Source organism: Roseomonas genomospecies 6, from assembly GCF_008365375.1.
GTDB lineage: Bacteria > Pseudomonadota > Alphaproteobacteria > Azospirillales > Azospirillaceae > Azospirillum.
Map to the genome: position 1 here is coordinate 1 of NZ_QOKW01000028.1, position 16,231 is coordinate 16,231.

General features: G+C 65.8%; 13 protein-coding genes and 2 pseudogenes. 7 read left to right on the forward strand and 8 right to left on the reverse strand.

The features are described 5' to 3' along the window. A pseudogene (locus tag DS843_RS25115) lies at positions 1–175 on the reverse strand (IS630 family transposase); the annotation flags it as partial. Positions 176–436: 261 nt separating this feature from the next. Here DS843_RS25115 and DS843_RS25125 point away from each other — a divergent pair. Together DS843_RS25125 and DS843_RS25130 are read left to right on the forward strand one after the other, a co-directional pair. Next, positions 437–949, forward strand: coding sequence for a hypothetical protein (locus DS843_RS25125; RefSeq protein ID WP_167525457.1), 513 nt, complete (start codon positions 437–439; stop codon positions 947–949). 413 nt (positions 950–1,362) lie between these two features. Further along, complete coding sequence (locus tag DS843_RS25130) at positions 1,363–1,719, forward strand: DUF4870 family protein (protein ID WP_149471571.1); 357 nt, start codon at positions 1,363–1,365, stop codon at positions 1,717–1,719. A 399-nt stretch (positions 1,720–2,118) separates the two neighbouring features. Here the strand turns inward: DS843_RS25130 and DS843_RS25135 are convergent, their stop codons facing one another. Then, positions 2,119–3,087: an IS5 family transposase gene (locus DS843_RS25135; protein WP_149471572.1), complete on the reverse strand. Its 969-nt coding sequence runs from the start codon at positions 3,085–3,087 to the stop codon at positions 2,119–2,121. 78 nt (positions 3,088–3,165) lie between these two features. On the opposite strand from DS843_RS25135, the gene DS843_RS25140 reads away from it, so the two are divergent. Continuing rightward, a complete protein-coding gene (locus tag DS843_RS25140) occupies positions 3,166–4,086 on the forward strand; it encodes a hypothetical protein (RefSeq protein WP_149471573.1) in 921 nt (306 codons plus the stop codon). A 221-nt stretch (positions 4,087–4,307) separates the two neighbouring features. Here the strand turns inward: DS843_RS25140 and DS843_RS25145 are convergent, their stop codons facing one another. From DS843_RS25145 to DS843_RS25165, 5 genes are all read right to left on the reverse strand, one after another. Further along, positions 4,308–4,841: a hypothetical protein gene (locus DS843_RS25145; protein ID WP_149471574.1), complete on the reverse strand. Its 534-nt coding sequence runs from the start codon at positions 4,839–4,841 to the stop codon at positions 4,308–4,310. Positions 4,842–4,983: 142 nt separating this feature from the next. Then, complete coding sequence (locus DS843_RS25150; RefSeq protein WP_149471575.1) at positions 4,984–6,711, reverse strand: SPOR domain-containing protein; 1,728 nt, start codon at positions 6,709–6,711, stop codon at positions 4,984–4,986. A 79-nt stretch (positions 6,712–6,790) separates the two neighbouring features. After that, entirely contained in the window at positions 6,791–8,209 is a 1,419-nt protein-coding gene (locus tag DS843_RS25155) for an MBOAT family O-acyltransferase (protein ID WP_149471576.1), read from the reverse strand. Between the two features lie 42 nt (positions 8,210–8,251). After that, on the reverse strand, positions 8,252–9,775 hold the full coding sequence (locus DS843_RS25160; protein WP_149471577.1) for a GDSL-type esterase/lipase family protein: 1,524 nt from the start codon (positions 9,773–9,775) through the stop codon (positions 8,252–8,254). A gap of 17 nt (positions 9,776–9,792) precedes the next feature. Continuing rightward, positions 9,793–11,250, reverse strand: coding sequence for an SGNH/GDSL hydrolase family protein (locus DS843_RS25165; RefSeq protein ID WP_149471578.1), 1,458 nt, complete (start codon positions 11,248–11,250; stop codon positions 9,793–9,795). Positions 11,251–11,580: 330 nt separating this feature from the next. On the opposite strand from DS843_RS25165, the gene DS843_RS25170 reads away from it, so the two are divergent. The 4 genes from DS843_RS25170 to DS843_RS25180 all read left to right on the forward strand — a co-directional run bounded on the left by DS843_RS25170 (position 11,581) and on the right by DS843_RS25180 (position 15,194). Continuing rightward, a complete protein-coding gene (locus tag DS843_RS25170; RefSeq protein WP_167525458.1) occupies positions 11,581–12,783 on the forward strand; it encodes a M48 family metalloprotease in 1,203 nt (400 codons plus the stop codon). A gap of 96 nt (positions 12,784–12,879) precedes the next feature. Then, entirely contained in the window at positions 12,880–14,295 is a 1,416-nt protein-coding gene (locus tag DS843_RS25175) for a DUF3828 domain-containing protein (RefSeq protein WP_149471580.1), read from the forward strand. 81 nt (positions 14,296–14,376) lie between these two features. Next, positions 14,377–14,538, forward strand: a complete 162-nt coding sequence (locus tag DS843_RS32165; RefSeq protein ID WP_475849375.1) for an IS1/IS1595 family N-terminal zinc-binding domain-containing protein — start codon at positions 14,377–14,379, stop codon at positions 14,536–14,538. Next, the gene (locus DS843_RS25180; RefSeq protein WP_286192305.1) at positions 14,514–15,194 is read left to right on the forward strand and encodes an IS6 family transposase; all 681 of its coding nucleotides are present in this window, start codon (positions 14,514–14,516) and stop codon (positions 15,192–15,194) included. The genes DS843_RS32165 and DS843_RS25180 overlap by 25 nt, the downstream gene beginning before the upstream one ends. Positions 15,195–15,244: 50 nt before the next feature. On the opposite strand, the pseudogene DS843_RS25185 reads toward DS843_RS25180, so the two are convergent. Further along, positions 15,245–16,046: pseudogene (locus DS843_RS25185) on the reverse strand (ISKra4-like element ISAzba1 family transposase); the annotation flags it as partial. Between the last annotated feature and the right edge of the window lie 185 nt (positions 16,047–16,231).

A 16,231-nucleotide genomic window follows, 5' to 3' on the forward strand; every position in this document is an offset into this window, starting at 1 on the left:
CCGGGCGGCTGACACCGGCCCGGCGCGCCACCTCCTGCACCGCCAGACGCTCGGCCGAGAGCATGATGATGTTCACCCGCTGGACATGCTTATGCGGGCGGTTGCGGTCGCCGAGGATCGCGGCCAACCGCGCGCGATCCTCTGCTCCAACGATGACGCTGACGGTCTGGGCCATGCCGACAGAATCGCATACCAGCAGCCCGCTGTGAATCCTATGTCTGCGTCAGTGCACTAGTGGGTCACTTGACCTGCTGATCGCCATTGCTGGAGGACGGTCGGACGCGGCCGGAGCAATGGCCGGCGGGTGCAAGCGCCGGAACCGCCCAGAGCATGCTGGCGTTGGCGACGACGGTGGCGGCGATCGGACCGTCGCCCGCCCCAAACGAAGGGCGTCGGCGCCGCGTTCCAGCCCTGCGCGGCGGCTTCGAGCGCGGCGATGATCGCCTCCGGTGTCGTCGGGTGTTGCCCGGCCAGCCCCCGTCGCTTGAGAATGCGCTGCACGCTCTCGGTCATGTTCAGCCAGGAACCACCCAGCGGCGTGTACAGCGGCATCGCGCTGCGGGCGCTGCTGGTGCCGCCGACGGCGCTGTTCTTCAGCCTGTTCGGCCTGATCTGGCACGGCACCAAGATCGGGTACTTCGTGCTCTGGCTAAAGACCGGCAATGCCCGCTTGCGCCGCCACGTCGGCATCTCCCTGGCTGCGGTGACGGCCCTGTGTCTGTGCGCGTTCCTGGCGGACAACCGCATCACGCGGTTGCCGATCTATCCGACGCTGCTCGCCGGTGTGAAGGAAGGCGCCCCTTGTGTCGGCTGGGCGGAAGCGAAGGCGCTCGATTGGGTGGTGCGGTCCCAGGGCGTCGTCTGGCCTGTGACGGAATGGGTCCGCCGTACCCTGTTCTTCGGCATTACCTTCGGCTACCACCCGGAACGCCGCAATCAAGGGTCGTGATTGTATGATATATTTCACTGTTTGAGGCGTCATTATGCAACGTCTGCAGGGCGAATCCTCAGCGCGAATTGATTTCTGCCAAAGAATGTTAAGGCTATTACTCCGACACCCGGAATCAGGCTGAGAACTTTCCATGAAGACACAGAGATTCAAGATTGAATGGAAATTCAATACCGTGAACCGAAACAATTCGGCAGCCCGTATTGCAGTTTTGTAATATGGTTCGCTTCATTATTTCTTGCCCTGTGTTCGCAATTCTGTAAAGTATTGTTGGCTTTTTCCATTGAGGCGTCGATTACAATGGTGTATGTTGATACCCGCATTGTGGACGTCAAGGACCCTGCAAGCGAAACGCCGGATCTTAACCCGATCCCTTCTCTGTTTGTCAAAAAAGGTTCAAGGAGTAAACGAATATGAGTGTTCAAGATCAAACCTTGCCGACGGGTTTAACTGAGTCAGAGAAGAGCCTCAAAACCATTGCGATGGTCGTTTATGGGCTTTATGCTCTTTCGTGCCTTGTTGGTTTTACGGGCATTATTGGTGTCATCATCGCGCATATCAAAAAGAGTGACGCAGCCGGTACCGTACTCGAGAGTCATTTCTCCAATCAGATCAGGACTTTCTGGATCGGATTCGCTCTTGCTTTTGTGGGTGTGCTGACTGCCATTTTTGTGATAGGTTATTTTATCATCATCGGAGCCGGGATTTGGGTCCTGTACCGTACGGTGAAGGGCTTCCTGCGCCTTAATGACAACAAGGCATATTCCTGACCGCCCGCTCTCTAAACGGGCGCGACGATTAAGAGGGCCTACTCAAACCCTTGTGAGTGTGGGGAGCGCGACTCGCGCTTCCCACCTCTCGGGGCAGGTCCACGTCGTTGGTTTCTGACGTTCTGGCGCCGGTCCCCTTTTCTGCCGCCTCGCTCTCCACGCGTATCTGCTTCCGTAATGGGCCGTCGGGTGTCAAGCCCCCGAATGAATCACGTCGCCGGCTTCATGCTTCCGTCCGTGGTCGGCACGTAGCCGCCACACCATGCGATCAGAAAGGAACCCGAGAGCCGATCTCACAGAGCGTGATCCTTGCCCCAAAGGGTGCGTTCAACAGCAGATACCCGGGACTTTGTTGCAGCGAGGTGAATTCGGCCGCAGCCCCCCTCCCCGGCCTTTTGATTACGCGACGCGGACGGAGTCCGGGCGTCCGAGGTCGAGCATGTGGTTCAGGACCCGGATCGCGATGGCGATCTCGGTGTTCCGCCGATCCTCGGTCCGGAACCGCAGGGCATCGCCGATGACGCGTTTCCAGCGGCTGAAAAACGCCTCGACCCGCGCGCGGACGCTGTACCGGGACGATTTCTGCCAGGCCATGCGCCCGTGCTCGGCAATGTGCTGGAGGTGCCGGTCACGCTGCGTCGGGTTGGTCGCGGCATTCGCGCTCGGCACCGCCATGGAGCGGGGCGGTACGACCACGGCGGCGTCCGGCGTGTGCGCCGCCACGGCTTCGGTCACGCCGGTCTGGTCATAGGCACCATCGGCCACGAACGCGGCGAGGGGCTCCTCGATCTGAGCCAGCAGCGGGCCAACCTGCGAGGCGTCATCGACATCGTGATCGGTCACGATCGCCGCCAGAATCCGCCCGGTGGCGGCGTCGAGCCCGACGTGCAGCTTCTTCCAGGCGCGGCGACGCTGGGTTCCGTGCTTTGCGACCAGCCACTCGCCCGACCTGCACAGCTTCACGCCCGTGCTGCCGACCAACAGCTCCACGGCGCCGACCGAGAAGGCCGGCACGACCGGCAACCGCACGACCTTGGCCCGCCGGCTGAGGGTCGAATGATCCGGGATGGCCAGCTCCATACCGAGCAGCTGGACAATGGAGCCGACCAGCCCTTCGGTTTGGCGCAGCGGCAGCCGGAAGACAGCCCGCAAGGTCAGGGCCGCCGTGATCGCCAGGTCCGAGTAGGTTTGCTGGCCGCCCGGCGTGGTCCGCGTTTCCGCCCGCCAGCGCTCGACGGCCTCCGGCGTGAACCAGACCGTCAGGCTGCCGCGCGCCCGAAGCCCGGCGTCATACTCCGCCCAGTTGCGAATCCGATGCCGCTGCTTCGGGATGCGATGGCTACGCGACGCGTTGGTTTTGAACGGCATGGGGCGGAACAGCGCGCGGAAGGAGGCGGAATGTCCCTTCCTACGCCCTCATCCCCAGTTCGGCAACGGGCAGCCTCGATGCAACAAGGTCTCAACGTGAAGAAGGGGAGCAGCGTGGTGAAAGTGCCTGGACGTGCCGTCGTGGCTCTGTCTGCATCACTTCTCTTGGCCGTGACAAACCAAAGCAAAGCGGCGTCGTCGATCACGGATGCCATGTGGAGCGACGGGCAGGGGAGCAGGCAGGGGAGCACGCTCACGTTCAAAAAAGATCATGTGATCGAGCGTATTGGCGACAAAGATTATCGGAGAGATCGAAAGACCTGCAGGGAAGGCCAAGCGGAGGCGTTCGAGCTGAAATACAGCGTTATGGATGTGAACCAGATCCGGCAGTGGGTACAATACGCTGGCGGAGACCCTCGGTCTTTGTCTCGGTGGCCCGCTGGGCGCTATGAGGTGGCCAAACTCTCCTGTTATGAGACCCTGACCTTGTACGTGCGCAGTGGAACGGATTTGCTTGCCCTTTCGGGAGGAGAAGGAGAGTTGAGCATCAGTCGCTATCGCCCGTCAGTCACTCAGCCGGTGGCGTCTCGCCCAATTCCGCCCGAACGGTTGAAAGGACGCTGGACGGTAGCAGGCATTATGTCCTTCCCAAAGGCGCCAACGTGGGTCAGGTCTGAGACGGTTGCCTTGCAGCTGATTGGAACCGTGATAACCCTTGACATCGACGACGGAGGGAATTGGGTTAACGCATGGATCGACAAAAGTGGGACGCGACTGCAGAAGGAAAAGACCGAATGCGCCGTCGTCATCGGGGCCGAACCACTTGGCGAAGAAACGGCACGGGATGAACGGCTCCCCGCATCGGTCCCGGCAACGGCAACGCGAGCAAGGGTTCGGGTCTGCATTCCGGGCGACATGTATCGCGCTTTCTACGTTCTCGACGACCACACAGCGGCGTTCTGGCATGGCGATGTGCTGTATAAGGCTGTTCGCCAATAACGTGTCCTGTCCGCCACGTCCGGCTTGAGCCGCCAACCCGAGAAACTTCAGCGCCTGAAAACACTGCGCAAGGAGAAGGAAGCGCTCGATCGCGAGGTTGAACTGGCGGCCCGCCGGTGACCCTGGCGTGACCGCGTCGGCCTGAGCGGGGAAAGAGCGCTTCCGGGACAAGGAAGCGCTCTTCGGCGCGCGGCCCAGCTGGCCATTCGGCAGCCGGTCGTTTAGCGGCTGAACAGCGTGCCGGCTTTCACGCCCAGCAGCCTTTCCGCGCACGCCGCATCGCACATCTCCTTGGGGGCGGGAACGAAGGCTTGTCCGGGCTTGGTGTCGAGATTGGGCTTCAGGATCGTTCCCCGGTCGACATCGATGATGGCGTACGAGCCGTCGTCCCCACATGCCGATCCGGCGCAGTTGCTCCACACGACCAGTCGATTGCCGTTTCGGGTCGGCACGCACCGCACCCGGTTGTGATCCGACAGAATCCAGTTGGTGGTGTTCAGGTCGAGTTCCTTCAGCTTTCCCCCGGCGTGCGTGCGGACGATGATGCGTCCGTCGGTGTCAAACTTCGTCCCGTACCCATCAGGGTCGACCCCGATGAGACGAACGACCGCGGAGCCGCAGTATCCCGATACATTGACGCTGCGCGTCTGGTCGAACACCTTCAGGCCATAGTCTTGCGCCCGAGCGGCACCCGCGGCGCCAAGTCCGAGCCCGAGAATGGCCCCAATCACGATGCACAAGCGTGCAGTGCTCATTGTGGATCCTTCATGGTTTTGCATATCGTGAATTGACGTGCCTGGCGTCCGGTGAAGATCGACGGCCACACGGGGGCCGTGTCCCGACCGTATCGAAGCTGTGCCGGGTGCCGGACACCCTTCGCTTGGGTTCCCGTACGGATCATCGCCGCATCGGCAGGCAATAGTGTTTTGCCGCGTGGAAGCGGTCACAGACACCCCGCGCGGCGCCGATGGACTCGTAGCCGTCAATGATGACGCGGAACCACGTCTGGCCGCTCTGCGGCGCGTGGAACTCCGAAATCACGTATGGGAGGCCCTTGAACGGGCCGGCTGCCAAGGTGGCGACGGACCGTTCGGCCTGCGCACGGCTGGTGTGGGATTCCAGGTGAATGAAGATCGGCCGGTTGGCCGCGGCGGCCTGCACAGCTCCGTTGCCTTCATTTCGCGGCGTCTCCGAGACGGCCCGTACGGCTGTTGCGACAGGCGGCGCAGCGCTGGCGACGACGGACCCGGCGGGCTCACGCGCGACGGTGGGGGGCTCGACGGGGGCGTCATGTCGCGCCGGCGACGGGGCGGGGTGGTTCGAAGCCGCATTCTCCACAACGACAGGTTCGGTGTCGGAAATCCGGTAGACGCCGACCCGGTGCCCGCCGGCGCCGTTCTGACCTTGGCTCGTGACGACCAGCAGATCGTCCTTGACGTCGAGCCCGACCGGAAAGGGCGCGGCCTGGGTATATTCAACGTTGGAAAAGTCCAGGTTCATTCGCGCAATCTTGCGCGATCCGTTGAGCGCCACGTAAATCTTGCCAGCGACGATCTTCAGTGTCCGAGCGCCATCTCCCACGCGTTTCGTTCGAATGTCCAGGGCCTCGCCGCGCTCGACATGGGCGATGAGGTTTTCCAAGCGTATCCGGGCGACCGTGCCGGAGACGTTCGCGCTGAAATAGAGATGGTCGCCATAGATGGTCAGATGCCGTGGCGTGGCGGGCGTGCCGGCGATCGTCTTCACGACGCTGAAACTTGTTGTGTCGATGACAGCGAGGCCGCCGCCGTGCATGGCGCCAACGACGAGATACGGGGTGCCCGGTATGAAGACGGTGCCCCTGAGACACAGACCGCACGTCCGGTCGCGATTCGTGCCCGGCCGGGCAACGACGGGAGCGCCCACGCGGACTGTGCCGAGCGGGCGGACCGACAACGGGTTGCGGACGTCGTACAGGGAGACCGCGTTTTCCCCCCACAGCGTGACCGCCAGCCTGTCGCCCGCGCTGTTGGTGGCGATGGCCTTGGGAACGTTGCCAGTGGCGTGGACGCCGATAACAGTATCGGTTGCCGTATCGATCTGCGCGAACATGGACGGCTTCGTGCCCGTCGGATCGCTGGTCAGTCGATAATAGGTGATCCAGAGATAGCGGCCCTTGTGCGTAAAAACCCCCTCGACGGGCTTGCCCAATGTGCCGCCCGAACCTTTGGCGTCGAACCGCCGGCCGGTGGCGTGGGTGATGGTGCCGATCTTCGCCAAGCTGCGGGAATCGTAGACCAAGGTCTTTCCGGACTCCAAGGCGTTCACATAAAATTTTGGCAGAACCGGGTGGAACAGAACCGACTTTGGTGAAACGACGTCAAAATCTCTGGACGTTGTGGAGAAGGGTCCGATCTCTCCAATCCATGTCATGGACGCCGCGGCCGGGCTCGCCGTCGCGGCGATCCAAAAAGCAACGGCGAGGCACCATGTCTGGAGCATTGAAGGAATGCCAATCAGCTTGAAGTTAGCGCAAGCTGGATGGATGGAGGCTTTGCGACAGGTTGATTCGGTTATCTGTCGAGAATACATTTCCGGGCGTTTTGCGTGATCGTCTTGAAGTGGATGTCCGGAACGGTAGTTCATCCTCAGATACTAAACCGTTAAAGGCAATCGCCCCGGCGTGCATGTCGTTGCCGGCTTCTCGGTTCAGGCCGGGCCGCCGTCAAAACTGGAAGTAGATGAACGGTGCCACGCCTTCCGGGCCCAGCAGGTCGACCACACAGAGGCCCAGCGCGAAGGCTGCGCCGACCGCCATGGCCGGCCAGCGTTCAAGCTGGCGCGCGGCGAGAACCCGCCACTGGTTGACCGGCAGTTGCTGGCTCAACAGAACGGCGGCGATCAGCAGGACCGTGTAGGGTGTCGCTTGATGCGGCGCGTCCTCCAGCGGATGCACAAAGGCCTGGACATAGCTCTGCGCCGCGTCGAGCGTCGGGCTGCGGAACAGAATCCAGCCCAGGCACACCACATGGAACACCAAGACCCGGCGGATCAGTCGGCCCGGCAGGCCAGGGGCTGCGTCGGGATCGCGGTTGCGGCCGATCAGACGCTCCCCCGCCAGGCCGAGGCCGTGCAGCAAGCCCCACAGCACGAACGTCCAGTTGGCGCCGTGCCACAATCCACCGACCAGCATGGTCAGGATCAAGTTCAGGGCGGTGCGCGTGCGGCCATGCCGGTTGCCGCCGAGTGGGGCGTACACATAGTCGCGCAGCCAGCGCGACAGGGAGATGTGCCAGCGGTGCCAGAACTCGCGCAGCGACATCGCCCGGTAAGGGTGGTCGAAATTGTTCGGGAAGCGGAAACCCAGCAAAGCGGCGATGCCAATCGCCATGTCGGTGTAGCCGCTGAAGTCACTGTAGATCTGCACGGCGTAGCCGTAGACGGCCAGCACGAGGTCGAAGCGCGCGAAGGCGGCGGGGTCGGCGAAGACCGGATCGACGAACGTGGTCCCGACCACCCCGGCGACAACGATCTTCTTCACGCAGCCCGTGCCGATCAGCGTCAGCGCCCAGGCGGTGCGGATGCGCTCCTTCCGCACCGGCGCCTTGAGCTGGGGCAGGAAATAGGAGGCGCGGATGATCGGGCCGGCGACGAGGTGCGGGAAGAAGGCGATGTAAAGCAGCAGGTCGACGGCGGAGGTCGCCGGCGCCACCCGCCCCCGGTGCACGTCGATGACGTAGGACAGACAATGGAAGGTAAAGAAGGAAATCCCCACCGGAAGCGCGATGCCCAGCAGCGGTGGGGCGGCCGTGATGCCCAGCGCGGCGAACGCGCCGGCCAAGGTCTCTGCGAAAAAATCGTAGTACTTGAACAGGCAGAGGACGGCCAAGTTGGCGCCCACGGCGAGGCTGATCCAGCCGCGCCCGCGGCGTCCGCGTTCGGTGCCCAGCACCGCTCCCAGACCGTAATTGACAACCGCCATCCCGGCCAGCAGCGGGACGAACCGGGCGTCCCAAAAGCCATAAAAGACGAGGCTGGCCACCGCCAGGAACAGTTTGTGCGCCATCCACCGGCCGCGCAGCGTCCAAGCGACCGCGAACACGACCAGGAAGAACAGGGCGAATGGGATCGTCGGGAAGAGCATGGGGGAGAACGCCGGGACAGGACGGGGGAGAGTGGTGGTGGTCTAGCGCAGGCAGTGGATCGTCCCGTTGAGGACGGCGGTGTTGCGGCACTGCGGCGGTCGGAGGGCAGGACGCAGCGCCACGCCCGGTATGGCCTCCGATATGGCTGGAGGGCGGGCCGTCCGGTAAAGCCCCATCAGGTCGTCGAACAGCGCCTGCGCCGCCCGGCGGTAGCCGTCGGGGCGGAAATGGACGTGGTCGGACGCGGCGAGCGGCGGGTCGTTCCGCGTCCAGGCATGGGTGCCGCAGGCGCCGCCCATCACCGCCGACCAGTCCCAGAAGGCGGTGCCGGCGGCCAGCGCCTCCTTGCGCTCGACCTCCCGCACCATGGCCAACTCCGCGGGCGGATGCCACGCGCAGGTGCCGGACGGTGGCGAAGTGGGCGAGCAGGCCGCGGTGGCCTCGGCCGGGCAGCCCTTCGGCAGGCGGTTGGCGTCGGGCGGGCCGACCACCAGGACGGAGGCCCACGGCGCCCAACGCCGCAACGCCGCCAACCGCTCGCGGAAAAGCGTCCGGTAGGCATCCTCGGTCAGGCTGCTGTTGAAGCCCTCGTTCGTGCCGAAGGCCAACACGATCAGCGCCGGGTGAAGGGCCTGGAGTTCCGCGGAGACGGTCGCCTCGTCCCAGCGCTGCAACAGGCCGACGGTGGCGCCAATCACCCCGTGACTTTCGTAGTAGACGCCCTTTTCCGCACCGTGCAGCGCCACGCGCAGCAGCTCGACGCGGCCGTCACCCTTCGGGCTGAGGACGATGCTGTGGGCGGGCTGGGGGAGCTTCAGCCGGGCGACAAACCCGCCTTCCTGCGGGCGCGCGGTGGCCAGGCTGCGCACCGGTTTGCCGTCGGCCGTGATCAGCAGGCCGCCGCCGCCCGGACGGCCGACCAGCGTGAGGACGATCGAGGACACCGGCGCGTTGTCCGCGCTGTCAAAGCGCAGCGCCTCGTCCGGCCGCACCGAGGAGGCCGAAAAGCCGCTGATGCCCAGACGGTCGCCGGGCTTGGCGTTCAGACCGCCGGACAGCGTCCAGGTCTGCGGGCCCAGCGTGACGGTGGGGGAGAACAGCCCCTTGTAGGCCGGTCCCGGCGGGAAGCCCCCCGGGCCGGCGTTGCCGAACCGCTCCTGAAACAGGCCCCGCAGCGTGCCGCTGAAGTGGCTTCCGGCGGTGTGGCTATCACCGATCTGGAGGATGGACAGCGTGCCCGCCGGCCGGCGTTCGAGCTTGCCGAGGGCCGTGAAGAAGGCGCCCAGGCTGCGGGCGTCGCCGGCCAACCGCCCGTCCTGTGGACGCACCGTCCCAGTGGCGGCCTTGCGCGGCGCGGCGCCGTCGGCCGCGTGGGCAGGGGAGGCGCCAGACGTCCCGACAAGCGCCAACAGCGCGATCACCAGCAGGGCCGCCCACCGCACCGGCGGGCTGGCGACACGCCGGCCGCGGCGTTGCGCGTCCGCGGTCGAGGCGTCAACCCGCTTCCGGTCCTTCGGCGCGGGACGTGGCGGCGCATCGGGTGCGTTCGACGGTGTCCGGACCATGGGAAAGGGCGTGTCCTTCACTGTTCGGCCAACCGTAGGCGCAGCACGGGGAGCAGCGCCTGCACGATCCACTCATAGCCGCGCGGGCTGAAATGGATGCCGTCGTCGCTGCGCAGTTTCCACGGCCGCCCTTCCCGTTCGCCCAGGTAGGCGGAATAGTCTCCGTCCGCACCGACGGTCACGGGCCACAAATCGACGAACGGGGTTCCAGTTTCGGCTGCGGCCTGCCGATAGATGTCATTGAGGAAGCGCACGTTCTGCGAGAAGGTCTCGCCGCGCATGACGGGCAGGCCGACCCAGACCAGCGGAATGCCGCGGCTGCGGAAGCGCCCGATGGTTTCCCGCACGCGCCGCCCATAAGCCGCGGTCCAAGCCGGCGTGCGGAAAGCCTCGCGGTGCCGGCGATCGTCGTGGACGAAGCCCTGCGGGTCATTGGCGCCGAGCAGGACGACCGCGGCGGTGATTCGCTCGCTGCGCAGCAGCCGCTCCAGTTCCGCCCCCCAGTCAAAAAAGTCCAGGCGGCTGAGACCGGTCGATACGCGCCCGTCGTTCAGCACGCGCACATGGTCGGCCCGCAGCAGGCGGCTCAGGCTCGGGCCGAGCCCCTGGGCCAGCGAATCGCCGAACACCAGAACGGTTTTTTGGGCTTCCGCCGTTGCGGCCGGCGCAGGGGCGGCCTGCGGAACGCGTTGGAGCGCGGGCGGTGGCACGACCGCGGGCGCGGGGTCCGCATCGGCCCGCTTCGGTGCCGGGAGACGGGCCGGCTTGACCTTTGGAGGCCGTGGCGGGACCGGCGGAGGGGATTCGGCCGGAGCCTCGGCCGTGACCGCGAGAACCCCCGGCGATGCGGCGTCGGGCGCGGGCAGAGGAAAGGGGTCGGCAATGGGCGCGGACGTTTCGATGACCGTGTCCAGCGGATCGGAAGCCGGCGGTTCCGGAAGAAGCGGTTCGGGAGGAGACGGTGGCACGGCAGGCTTGGCCATGGGCGGCGTCGAGCCCGACCGCGTGTCGGCGTGCGCCAACGCGGTGGGGAAGCGCAGGTCCCGCACCGCGGCGGCCGCCGTGCGGGCCGACGTGGTGACGGCGCTGACGCCCAGCCGCTCGACGGCGTCCTGGAAGGTTTGGCTGGCGGTCACCGCCGCATCGGCGGCCCGCCCGGCCTTCAGGCCCACGGCCCATGCGGTTATGGACGGCGCGTTCAGGACGGCGAGGACCACCGCCGCGGCCAGCAAGCCGGTCGCGGTCCGCAGCGGCGTCCAGCCGGTGCGAGTGCGTCCGTCGGCCTCGAACATCTCCACGAGGTAGCGGCCGTAGTCGCTATCCTGGCCGGCGCGCCAACAGAGCAGAATGCGGAGCTCGCACGCGGCGTGGCGGTCGCGCCAGTAGCGCCAGCCGCTCCGCAGCTGGCCGGTGTCGCTGGTGCGCAGCAGTTCCTGCCACTCGTCGCCGTTCAGCCCCTCGATGACGTAGATCATGGGGGCAGCCATCGAGGAGGGGGCCGTCGCGGGGGCTATGACAGCCGCGCGAGCTTCGCTGAGGGTCGTCAAAAGGCGTGTGCTCCGGACCGGCGGATCGACCTCCGGGCGGGCCGGCAGGGCGATCCATGGCGCCTTTCTGGCGCATCCTTTTCGGAATTGCCATTCTGAACAACGATACATGCGCGACAATTCGCTCCACACTGACGCGGTATGCGCAGATGGCATTGAAACCGGATGGCCCGTTGTTCACTCTCAACGCACACACGCTGCCGACTGGACCGGCAGCGCCCTGTCAACCTCTGCCAACCAACAAACGATTTGGTGATCATGCGCCTTGCCGGTCTTGCCTCCACTGTGCTGGCCTCCTCGCTTCTGCTTGCCGGCTGCGTCACCGACGGGCTGAGCTCAGCCTCCGGCCAGTTCTTCCAGGCGGCCACTCTGACCGACGACGACATGGCCCAGATGGCCGCGGACGGCATCGTGGAGTTGGATGCACAGAATCGCGTGGCGCCCCCACAAAGCCCCTACACCACGCGACTGGTGGAGCTGACGCGGACGTACGCTGCGGTGAACGGCCGGTCGCTGCACTTCAAGGTTTACCTGAAGCCGGAGGTCAACGCCTTCGCCATGCCGGACGGCAGCGTCCGCGTCAATTCCGGACTGATGGACCTGATGACCGACGATGAGCTGAAGTTCGTCATCGGCCATGAGATCGGCCATGTCGCGCTGAGCCACGCCAAGAAGAAGATGCAGGTCGCCTACGCCTCAAGTGGCGTGCGCCAAGCGGCGGCGGCGCAGGGCGGCACCGGTGGCCGACTCGCGGCCGGTCCGTTGGGCGACTTGGCGGAAGCGGTGGTCAACGCCCAGTTTTCCCAGGCGGAGGAGACGGAGTCCGACGAGTACGGCCTGTCCATCGCCGTGGAGGCCAAGGCGCGCCCGACAGCCGCCGTGACTGCCCTGCGCAAGCTGGGCGACGGGCATTCGCCCGACGCGTTGCGTCAGTTGCTGGCCAGCCATCCCGCCCCCGAGGCTCGCGCCGATCACCTGAACCAGCTCGTCGCCCAGAAATACGGCGGTGCCGCTGAGACGGAACTGGCGGCGGCGTCCACCCCGGCCCCCGCACCGGTCGAAAGCCACGGCACGAATATGGAAGTTCGCGTCGCCTCGGCACCCGCGCCGACCCGCCTCACCCCGGCGCCCGGCGGGGCGAGCCGCGGCATGGCACCGCCGCTCCGCCACCGAAGCATGGGCAGCCATGCCGATGAGGGTGCGGCGAACGCGGCGCGCGGTGTCTCCGCGCACCTTGCGTCCTACGACGACGATGGCTTCGTCGACCGCGTGATCGAAAAGTACCAGGGCAGCCCGTGGCTTCGGGGGCGCTCGCTGACGACGCACCGGCTTCACACGGGAGTGACGGGACGGCCGGTGATCCGGCTGATCGTCAAGGGCTTCGCCTCAACGGCCGAAGCGCGCCGCTTCTGCCACGGCCTCCGCGGCTCATGGAGCTATTGCCAGCCGATCCACGGCTAACCGCGTCGAGCCCGGGCCGTAGACGTCGCTTTCCAGGACCTGTCCATCGTGACCGACGGTGCATCGAAATACCGGCTGCGCATCTGGCAGGGCGAGTTGGACCTCGTCATCCGGGCGGCAGCGCTGGAAGACGTTGCGGATCTGATCCGCCAGCTGGGGCGCCTCGACGGTGACGCCGAGGTGGTGGTCGAGACCTGGGACCCGGAGGACGCGGCCTGGATCGCCTACGACACGCTCCGCGTGCCGAAGCGCGACGTCGCGGCAGCGGGTACGCGGGTACCACGGTGGCGCCGGTTGGTGGCGCCCGGCATCGCCCTGCTGGCCGGCGCGGCGGCCACGCATCTCAGCCTCGCACCGCCGACACCGGCAGCGGTTTCGGCACTGGAGGCGACCGTGATCGAACCGGCCCCAACCGCCGCGCCCGAGCCCGTCGCCGTTCCGGCTCCCGCGCCCGCCCCGGTGCCCGTTGCACCGACGACGCATCGCAAGGCAGCGTGGCCGCCGGGCAAGGAGGAGTTCCGGAAGCTTGCCGCCACCATCGGTGTCACCAAGGAGGACCACAGCGGCATGGAGGGCCCATGGGCGCTGCCGGGCGGCGTGGCCGTCGCCTATTGGGGGCAATGCGGCGGGTCCGGGTGCGGTCTGAAGGGATGGACCTTCGCCCTGTTCCGGCAGGACGGACCGGTCACGCTGTCGGAAAAGGTCTATGCCTCCGACGTCGAACGCCCGACGCTCAGCGGTTCGGCGGTCCTTCTCAAGGGGCCGAACGAGAAGGGGAACGCGACCCTCTGGACTTTCCATGACGGCGTCTTGAGCCGGTCCGCGCAGCCGATCCCCCTGGCAAAATTGCCGAACGCAAGCTGCCGAGGCTTTTACAGCCTAATCGAAAGCGAATGCGCGCCGGAGCCGGGCAAGGACTGTGCAAACGTTCTCGATTCCATGTCCCGCGCCGGTATGCAGCAGGTTCAGTACATCAACGATATGTGGCCGGCGCGCGGTCCGATCTTCGACCGTGTCTGCGCGGCGTGGTGCCGGCGCAAACCGGTTACGCTCGCCCAGTTCTCGCAGACTTTCTGTCAGGTTCCAGCCGACCCGGCGATCGAACGATTGCTGAAGACGATCTACGGCTCCTATCTCGCCCCCAACCGCCGCCACACCTACCCAAGGATCGACAGCCCGTCGGAGCTGCGCGAGGTCTTCTCCGAGGAGATCGTCCAGGCTCTGGAACTGGACCGGAAGCAAAACCCAGGGGATGTCGGCGTCTTCGACTTCAACGTCTTCGTCGACGGACAGGACTACAGCCTGACCAAAATGCCGTCCTTCACCATCAACATGCTGGACGCGGCGACGGCCCGCGTTCTGGCCGTCGGGGTGAACGAGGTCGATGGAAAGAAGGCGAAAATTTCCATCGACTTGTCCCGAACGCCGGCGGGCTGGCGGATCACCAACATCCACTGGCCGCGTTCGGGGGCGGACATGGCGGCGTTGATCCGCAAGGTCAAGGGCACCTGAGCCGGTTATGTCAGGGCTCGCGCCACGTTGCCGGGAGCTTGGCCATTCCCCAGATCTCCCCTCTCAGCGAGGAGGAGAGGGATGCGTTGCCCGCACTGCCAGTCGGCAAGCACGACCGAGCGTTCGGATCGGACGGCGCACGGGTATCGCCGCTTCCGCTGCCGGGAGTGCCGGCGCGGTTTCAATGAACGCACCGGCTCGGTGCTGAACCGCCGCAGCTGCCCTCCGACGTGGTGTTCCTGATCGTGCCGTGGCGGCTGCGCCTGAAGCTGAGCCTGCGTGATCTCGCCGAGATCCTGCTGTTGCGCGGACTGGTCTTCTCCCATGAGGCGGTGCGGGACTGGGAAGCCAAGCTGGCGCCGTTGCTCACCGAGGCTCTGCGTCAGCGCCGGAAGGGCAAGATCGGCCGGAGCTGGTCCGTGGACGAGACCTACCTCAAGGTCGCCGGCCAGTGGCAGTACCTGTCCCGGGCCATCGACAGTGATGGCAACTTGGTGGACGTCTTCCTCAGCCCGACGCGCGACCAAGTCGCGGCCAAAGCATTCTTCCGCTCAGCGATCGAGGTGACCGGGGTCCTCCCCGAGACCATCACCTCCGACAAGCACTCCGGCTACCCGCCGGCCCTCGAGGAGGTGTTCGGTGAGGATGTCGAGCACCGTACCTCGAAATACAAAAACAACCGTTTGGAGCAAGATCACCGCGGAGTGAAAGGCCGCACCCGGCCGATGCGCGGCTTCACGTCCTCAGGCAGTGCTGCTCAGTTCTGCCGGGCTGACGACGAGGTGCGCAACTTCCTGCGCCCGTCGACCCGGCGCAGGCAGCACGTCCCAGCAGCGCGCCGGCGGGCGATCCATGTCCAGAGGGTCGCTGCCCTGCGCGACATGCTTGCTGTCGCGTAACTCACGCTGTCCGCCTCCGGGACCCCTGCATCGTCAGCTCAGGCGTGGCGCGACACCTGACAGAACCCCAAAACGTTGCGGATCGGGCTGTCGCTGGCCGCGGCCCCCAGCGACCGAGGACCTTCCGCGCCGTCGCTGAGGATGGTGACCGGTGTGGTCGCCGTCGCCCCCAGACGGCGTAGGACATGATAGAGCTGCCGCACTTGCCAGTCGGCCTCGGCCGGCAGGCTGCTGAAAACGACTCCTTGCTCTGGTCGTTGCCCACCCGCGCGAGCATCACCTCGAACGAGTGCATCTGGTAGGTCTTGATCGACTTCACATGCCCCGCGTCGATGGCCAGCGTGATCGCCGTTGCCGGCGAACCCTCGTCCGGCGGGACGAGCGCCGACCGTTCGAGCCGAGCGCCGACCCGAAACGTGCGCCGGCGGATCGTCTCCACTTCCGGGGCCGTGCCCAACGGCAATAGCTCGGCCAGCAACGCTCTCGCCCGCCGGTAGGGCAGAGCGCTGCCCATCCCGGACAGAATCCGTTCGTACTCTGGGGTGCAGCGGTCGGGCATGATCTCGGCGACCGGAGTCAGGCTGCGCCGGCAGGCCACACCATAACGGCAAGGGGCAAAGCGGGGCGCGACGCTCCCCAGTAGCCGCACCGACGCCGAAAGCGACAATGCGCGTTGGCCTGGGCCGTGACCAGGACACGCTGCGGGCCAGCCAGGGTTTTCTTGCCCTCGGCCAAGCTCAACCCGAGTATCGCCGTCTGACCATCAGCCCCGATCCGCTCGCCCTCGGAGATCATGTGCTGCGTCACCGCGCCGGCCTCGCCCGTCATCTCCATTATGACCCGCCACTTCATTGCGCCCCAGGTTCGCTGCCATCCCAGCGCGCTGTACCAGCCTCCCCCAGGTTTGCGATGGTTTCCGCGCAATCAACAGCGCCGGCCACGCCGGCAGATGCTCCGCCGCCTCGGTGCAACAACGTCGTTCAATGCACAAATTCATTTTTCATCTATCTTTAAGTATCAAAAGTGGTAACATTGAT

Bases quoted from the DNA above. Each gene is read 5' to 3' on its own strand.
- DS843_RS25125 (WP_167525457.1), top strand. From the start codon at position 437: ATGATCGCCTCCGGTGTCGTCGGGTGTTGCCCGGCCAGCCCCCGTCGC.
- DS843_RS25130 (WP_149471571.1), top strand. From the start codon at position 1,363: ATGAGTGTTCAAGATCAAACCTTGCCGACGGGTTTAACTGAGTCAGAG.
- DS843_RS25135 (WP_149471572.1), bottom strand. From the start codon at position 3,087: ATGCCGTTCAAAACCAACGCGTCGCGTAGCCATCGCATCCCGAAGCAG.
- DS843_RS25140 (WP_149471573.1), top strand. From the start codon at position 3,166: ATGCAACAAGGTCTCAACGTGAAGAAGGGGAGCAGCGTGGTGAAAGTG.
- DS843_RS25145 (WP_149471574.1), bottom strand. From the start codon at position 4,841: ATGAGCACTGCACGCTTGTGCATCGTGATTGGGGCCATTCTCGGGCTC.
- DS843_RS25150 (WP_149471575.1), bottom strand. From the start codon at position 6,711: ATGAACTACCGTTCCGGACATCCACTTCAAGACGATCACGCAAAACGC.
- DS843_RS25155 (WP_149471576.1), bottom strand. From the start codon at position 8,209: ATGCTCTTCCCGACGATCCCATTCGCCCTGTTCTTCCTGGTCGTGTTC.
- DS843_RS25160 (WP_149471577.1), bottom strand. From the start codon at position 9,775: ATGGTCCGGACACCGTCGAACGCACCCGATGCGCCGCCACGTCCCGCG.
- DS843_RS25165 (WP_149471578.1), bottom strand. From the start codon at position 11,250: ATGATCTACGTCATCGAGGGGCTGAACGGCGACGAGTGGCAGGAACTG.
- DS843_RS25170 (WP_167525458.1), top strand. From the start codon at position 11,581: ATGCGCCTTGCCGGTCTTGCCTCCACTGTGCTGGCCTCCTCGCTTCTG.
- DS843_RS32165 (WP_475849375.1), top strand. From the start codon at position 14,377: ATGCGTTGCCCGCACTGCCAGTCGGCAAGCACGACCGAGCGTTCGGAT.